At 49.5% G+C, this 6000-nt stretch carries 8 protein-coding genes and 1 pseudogene; all 9 read left to right on the plus strand.

The features are described from left to right. The first annotated feature begins 17 nt into the window (after positions 1–17). A complete protein-coding gene (gene rpsU, locus KQI64_RS04235) occupies positions 18–194 on the plus strand; it encodes a 30S ribosomal protein S21 (RefSeq protein ID WP_015523801.1) in 177 nt (58 codons plus the stop codon). A gap of 53 nt (positions 195–247) precedes the next feature. Then, entirely contained in the window at positions 248–685 is a 438-nt protein-coding gene (gene aroQ, locus KQI64_RS04240; protein WP_216523488.1) for a type II 3-dehydroquinate dehydratase, read from the plus strand. Further along, complete coding sequence (locus KQI64_RS04245) at positions 678–1760, plus strand: aminopeptidase P family protein (protein WP_216523489.1); 1083 nt, start codon at positions 678–680, stop codon at positions 1758–1760. The genes aroQ and KQI64_RS04245 overlap by 8 nt, the downstream gene beginning before the upstream one ends. 96 nt (positions 1761–1856) lie before the next feature. Continuing rightward, positions 1857–2414, plus strand: a complete 558-nt coding sequence (gene efp, locus KQI64_RS04250) for an elongation factor P (RefSeq protein ID WP_216523490.1) — start codon at positions 1857–1859, stop codon at positions 2412–2414. A 16-nt stretch (positions 2415–2430) separates the two neighbouring features. After that, positions 2431–2925, plus strand: a complete 495-nt coding sequence (locus KQI64_RS04255) for a CD1247 N-terminal domain-containing protein (RefSeq protein WP_216523491.1) — start codon at positions 2431–2433, stop codon at positions 2923–2925. 48 nt (positions 2926–2973) lie between these two features. After that, positions 2974–3621 (plus strand): sporulation protein YunB, encoded by a 648-nt coding sequence (locus KQI64_RS04260; protein ID WP_216523492.1) that lies wholly within the window; start codon positions 2974–2976, stop codon positions 3619–3621. A gap of 101 nt (positions 3622–3722) precedes the next feature. Next, a complete protein-coding gene (gene miaB, locus KQI64_RS04265; RefSeq protein WP_253289184.1) occupies positions 3723–5147 on the plus strand; it encodes a tRNA (N6-isopentenyl adenosine(37)-C2)-methylthiotransferase MiaB in 1425 nt (474 codons plus the stop codon). Positions 5148–5150: 3 nt separating this feature from the next. Continuing rightward, complete coding sequence (locus KQI64_RS04270; RefSeq protein ID WP_216523493.1) at positions 5151–5555, plus strand: YlbF family regulator; 405 nt, start codon at positions 5151–5153, stop codon at positions 5553–5555. Between the two features lie 38 nt (positions 5556–5593). Then, a pseudogene (locus KQI64_RS04275) lies at positions 5594–6000 on the plus strand (DNA mismatch repair protein MutS); the annotation flags it as partial.

Consider the following 6000-nt stretch of genomic DNA (forward strand, 5'->3'; position numbering starts at 1 on the left):
GATGGGAGGGATAATAGATGGCTGAAATCAGATTAAAAGAGAATGAATCTCTCGAAAGCGCTTTGAGAAGATTCAAGAAGCAGTGTGCCAGAGCTGGTGTTATTGCTGAGGTGCGCAAGAGAGAGGCTTACGAGAAGCCCTCTGTAAAGCGTAAGAAGAAGTCAGAAGCAGCTCGCAAGCGCAAATACAGGTAAAAAGATGGGCGGACAGTTTTATGCTGTCCGCCTTTTTATCGGGGGTTAAGATTATGAAAAAAATTCTTGTAATGCTCGGTCCGAATCTAAACATGGTCGGTATCCGTGAAAAAGGCGTTTACGGCGCGGAGACTGCCGCGAGCATTGAGGCACAAATCAAGGATTACGCATTGAAGTCCGGCTTTGAAGCCGAGGTTTACCAGTCCAATCACGAGGGAGACCTGATTGACAAGATCCACAGCTCTCATGAGGATTTCTGCGGAGCCGTAATTAACGCCGGCGCGCTGACTCACTACAGCTACGCGCTCAGGGACGCTATTGCCTGTGTGCAGATTCCGTATGTCGAAGTCCATATGTCGAATATCCACGCGCGCGAGGAATTCCGTCACACCTCGGTTATCGCTCCCGTATGCAAGGGTCAGATCGCAGGGTTCGGCAAGCTGAGTTATTTTCTCGCGATTGAAGCCTTGAAGGAAATTTGCAATGACTGAATTATTCGAAAAAAGAATTAACAAGCTCCGCGGGATATTATCGGACAGGGAAGCGGCTCTTGTTACAAACGAGAAAAACATCGGCTACTTCTGCGGCTTTTTTCACAGCGAGGGCTATCTTCTCGTTACAGCAAACAAGTCGTATCTCTTTGTTGATTTTCGTTACATTGAGGCAGCACAGCAAAAAGCTCACGGCTGCGAGGTGATCTGTTTCCGCAGACTCAGCGAGGATTTGCTGAAAGCTCTCTGCGAAAACGGCATTGAATCCGTAAAAATCGAAGCCGAGTACATGACGGTTTCAAGGCTTAGATTCTTCAAAAAGAAATTCGGCGAAAAGAGAATTGACGTCAGCAATGAAGGTCTTGACAAGACAATCAACGACTGCCGCATAATAAAAGACAAAACAGAGCTCAATAAAATCCGCACAGCACAAAAAATCGCTGAGAAAGCCTACCTTGAGATGCTCAACTTTGTAAAGGTCGGGGTGTCTGAGTGGGAGCTTGCGGCTAGGCTTGAGTTTTTGATGAAAATGAACGGCGCCGAGGATATTTCCTTCGATCTGATCACGATCACGGGCAAAAAGACTTCCCTTCCTCACGGTGTACCGTCAGACGATAAAATATCTGAAGGCGATTTCTTTACCTGTGATTTCGGTGCGGTTTACGAGGGCTACCACAGCGACACCACACGCACCGTCGCCGTCGGTCACGCGACAGACAAGATGCGCGAGATCTACCAAACGGTTCTCACCGCGCAGCTGAGCGCGCTCGATGTTGTAAAAGCGGGAGTACCCGCCGCCGAAGTCGACAGAGCCGCGAGATCGGTGATCGAAAACGCTGGTTACGGAAAGTATTTCGGCCACGCAACGGGTCACGGAGTAGGGCTTGACATCCACGAGGCGCCCGGAGTATCATCGCGGGTAAAGGACATTCTCAAAGCCGGCATGATAATCACCGACGAGCCGGGAATTTATCTTCCGGGAGAGTTCGGCGTTAGGATAGAGGATATGCTCTGTGTGACGGATACGGGTTATGAAAATCTCGTTTCTCTCCCAAAGGAATTGTTAATTTTATAAAGGGCTTGCATTTTTTGACGATATTATGTATAATGGTAGATAATGAGAGCACAGTGTCCAAAGATGTGCGACTAAAACACTTAGGAGGTAATAACAATGATTTCAGCAGGTGATTTCAGAAACGGCGTTACATTTGAGATGGACGGTCAGGTAGTTTCCATCATCGAATTCCAGCACGTTAAGCCCGGCAAGGGTGCTGCTTTTGTCAGAACAAAGATCAGAAACGTAATTACCGGTGCGGTTGTCGAAAAGACATTCAACCCCAACGACAAGTATCCCACCGCTTTTATCGAGAGAAAGGACATGGAGTACAGCTATTCCGACGGCGATCTCTATTACTTCATGGATACCGAAACATGGGAGCAGCTTCCCATCAACAAGAGCGTTCTCGGCGACAGCTTCAAGTTTGTCAAGGAGAACATGGTCTGCAAGGTTCTTTCCTACAAGGGCAATGTTTTCGGCGTAGAGCCGCCCAACTTTGTTGAGCTTCAGGTCACCAAGACCGATCCCGGCTTCAAGGGCGATACAGCTACCAATGCTACCAAGCCCGCTACCCTCGAGACAGGCGCCGAAATCAAGGTACCGCTCTTTATCGACGAGGGCGAGGTTATCCAGATCGACACAAGAACAGGCGAATACATGGGCAGAGCGTAATCTGCGGGAGTAAGCTATGAATATTACAGAAAAAATTTCTTACATCAAGGGTCTTTGCGAGGGTCTTTCTCTTGACGAGAGCAAGCCCGAGGTCAAGGTTATCAACGCTATCATTGATCTTCTCGACGATATTGCCTACGATCTTACCGATATGGAGGAGCTTTACGACGAGCTCAGCGATCAGGTTGACGAAATCGATCAGGATCTCTCCGAGGTTGAGTCCGAGCTTTACGACGAGGACTGCGACTGCTGCGACGACGATGATGAGGATTATGACGAAGACGAGGATTTTGACTTCGACGACGAGGACAATCCCTTCTACGAGGTAACCTGCGGCGCATGCGGTCAGAAGCTCAACGTTTCCGAGGACGTGCTCCTCGAGGGCGAGATTGAGTGCCCGAACTGCGGCGAGCTGCTGGAGTTTGATTTCTCCGAGCTTTTCGACGAGGAAGAGTGCGACGGCAACTGCGACGGCTGTGACGGCTGCGAAGGCGAAGAAGACGCTGAATAATTTTCACTGAATTACACCTCTCGTATATGATGTACGAGGGGTGTTTTTTTGCTGTACAGAAAAAGGCGCAGGCGGCTGCCGAGAAAATGTCTCGTAATTATTCTGCTCGTCTGTTTTGGGTTTGGTCTGCTTGTCTATGGTTTTGAGAAAAAAGCAGCGGTGTTTTCAAACGCGTATATTCCGTCATTTGCCGAGAGATGCGCTACGGAAGCGATAAGCGACGCGGTCACAAACAAGCTCAGTGAGCTTGACCTGTCCTACGACGACCTCGCGAAGGTAGAGTATTCAAAGGATGGTCAGCCGCGTTCTGTTGAAACTGATCCGGTGCGGATAAACATGCTCAAGGCAGAGGTCATACGCGCGGCACAGGACGAGCTGACTAAGATTAAGCACAGCGAGATCATGATTCCTCTCGGAGCGTTCACCGGACTGACGCTGCTTTCAAACACAGGACCCGAGATACCGCTGACCTTCTGCATGACGGGCAGTTTTAACTCGCACCTTGAAAGCACCTTTGAGTCTGCGGGAATGAATCAGACCATGCATCACATAAAGCTCGTTGTCACGGCGCACATCGTCACGGCGTCCGCCGATTACGGAGACACGATAACCTTTGACACGGATTACGAGGTTGCGCAGAGCGTAATAACAGGGGAGCTTCCCACAATATATGGTGGGACACGGACTATTTATTAACGAAATATATTGTATAATTCTTAATAAACATATTGAAATCAAAAACAACTTGTGATATACTTAATTAGTTAAGTAACTAAAATGGGTTAGGAGGCGTTTATTTGTCTGATAATATTATCGTGGCGGATAAACTGTCTGAAAAACAGCAGGAATACATGGCGCTGATTGCCGAAATAATGGAGATACGCAAAAGAGGCGAGAAACCTCTGGCGTTTATCCGCACATATGGCTGTCAGCAAAACGTAGCGGACAGTGAAAAAATCAAGGGTATGCTCGAAAAATCAGGCTTCGGCTTTGTCGACGAGCCCGATGATGCGGATTTCATACTTTTCAATACCTGCGCTGTCCGTGAACACGCCGAGGACAGGGTTTTCGGCAACGTAGGAGCTCTTAAAAATCTCAAGCGCAGACACCCGCAGATCCTTATCGCTCTCTGCGGCTGCATGATGGAGCAGGAGCATGTCGCCAACCGCATTTACCGCAGCTTCCCGTTTGTCGGTCTTGTTTTCGGAACACACGCTCTGCATCATTTTCCCGAACTGATGTACCGCTCTCTCGTAGACGGCAGAAGAATATTTGAGCGCGGAAATGACGATAATAAACTATACGAGGGATTTCCCGTCAGGCGCGACGGCTCGTTCAAGGGCTGGCTGCCGATTATGTACGGCTGCAACAATTTCTGTACCTACTGCATCGTCCCTTACGTTCGCGGAAGAGAACGCAGCAGGGAAAAGGAGCTTATCCTCTCCGAAGCGCGCGAAATGATAAACTCCGGCTACAAGGACATCACGCTCCTCGGTCAGAACGTCAATTCCTACGGCAAGACCTTGCAAAATCCCGTGACCTTCGCCGAGCTTATTTCTGATATTGACAAGTATGACGGCGACTACTGGCTGAGGTTTATGACCTCGCACCCCAAGGACTGTTCGCGTGAGCTGATTGACGCTATAGCCAACAGCCGCCATATCAGCAAGCACCTGCACCTGCCGTTCCAGAGCGGGTCCGACAGGATACTCAAGGCGATGAACCGTCACTACGACAGAAAAAAATACCTCGAAACCATAGCCTATGCCAAGGAGAAAATCGACGGCGTATCGCTGACAAGCGACATCATCGTCGGCTTCCCCGGAGAGACCTACGAGGACTTCAAGGAGACCTTATCGCTTATCAGGGAGGTCGGGTTCACCTCACTGTTCACCTTTATCTATTCGCCGAGAGTCGGCACACCTGCCGCGAAAATGGACGACCCGATACCCGCTGATGAAAAGTCAAAGTGGTTCAGGGAGCTGCTCGACGTTCAGGAGGAAATAGCCGCAAAGCGCTGTTCCTCAATGGTCGGTCAGACAGAGCGCGTGCTTATCGAGAGCGAAAAGGAAAACACGGGCGAGCTAAACGCCCGCACAAGCGGAAACATCATTGTCGAGCTCGACGGTGACCCGTCGCTTATCGGCACATTTCAGAATGTAAAAATCACAAGAGCCCGCAACTGGATATTAAAGGGCGAGCTTATTAAAACGGAGGAATAACAAATGGATACAATCACACTCGCAAGAGAGCTCGGCAGAGCTATTCAGCAGGAGGAATCATACATCAACCTCAAAAATGTTCAGGCTCAGGCTGACGCCGACGCTCAGTTACAGGACCTGATCGGTCAGTTCAACATCAAGAGACTGAGCATCAACGAGGAAGCCTCCAAGAAGGACAGAGATCAGGAAAAGCTGACGACCCTCAACAAGGAGATGCGCGAGGTTTACTCCAAAATCATGTCAAACGAGAACATGATCAAATACAACGAGGCTAAGGAAGCCTTTGATAAGATTTCAAACCGCGTCACCGCTATCATTCAGCAGTGCATCGACGGCGTTGACCCCGAGGTTGCCGATTATACCGAATCGTGCAGCGGAAGTTGCAGCACCTGCGGCGGCTGCGGCTGATAACTGGAAGATTTTTTCAGCGAAAGGGAGTGTGAGAAATGGCGGAGCTGTCTCCGATGATGAAGCAATACTTTGAGATAAAAGAGCAAAACAAGGACTGCATTCTGTTTTACCGTCTCGGAGATTTTTACGAGATGTTCTACGACGACGCGATTCTTGCATCCCGTGAGCTCGATCTTACCCTCACAGGCAGAGACTGCGGTCAGGAAGAACGCGCACCGATGTGCGGCGTACCCTTCCACAGCTGCGAAGGATACATAGCGAAGCTTGTTTCCAAGGGCTACAAGGTCGCGATCTGCGAGCAGACAGAGGATCCGAAAGCGGCAAAGGGTCTTGTAAAGCGCGATATTATCCGCGTAATAACGCCCGGCACCGTAATGGAGCAGAGTATGCTCGACGAGAGCCGCAACAACTACATCTGCTCGATGTATTCCGAGAATAAAAA

The sequence above is a fragment of the Lachnoclostridium sp. MSJ-17 genome, from assembly GCF_018918205.1.
Lineage (GTDB): Bacteria > Bacillota > Clostridia > Oscillospirales > Acutalibacteraceae > Ruminococcoides.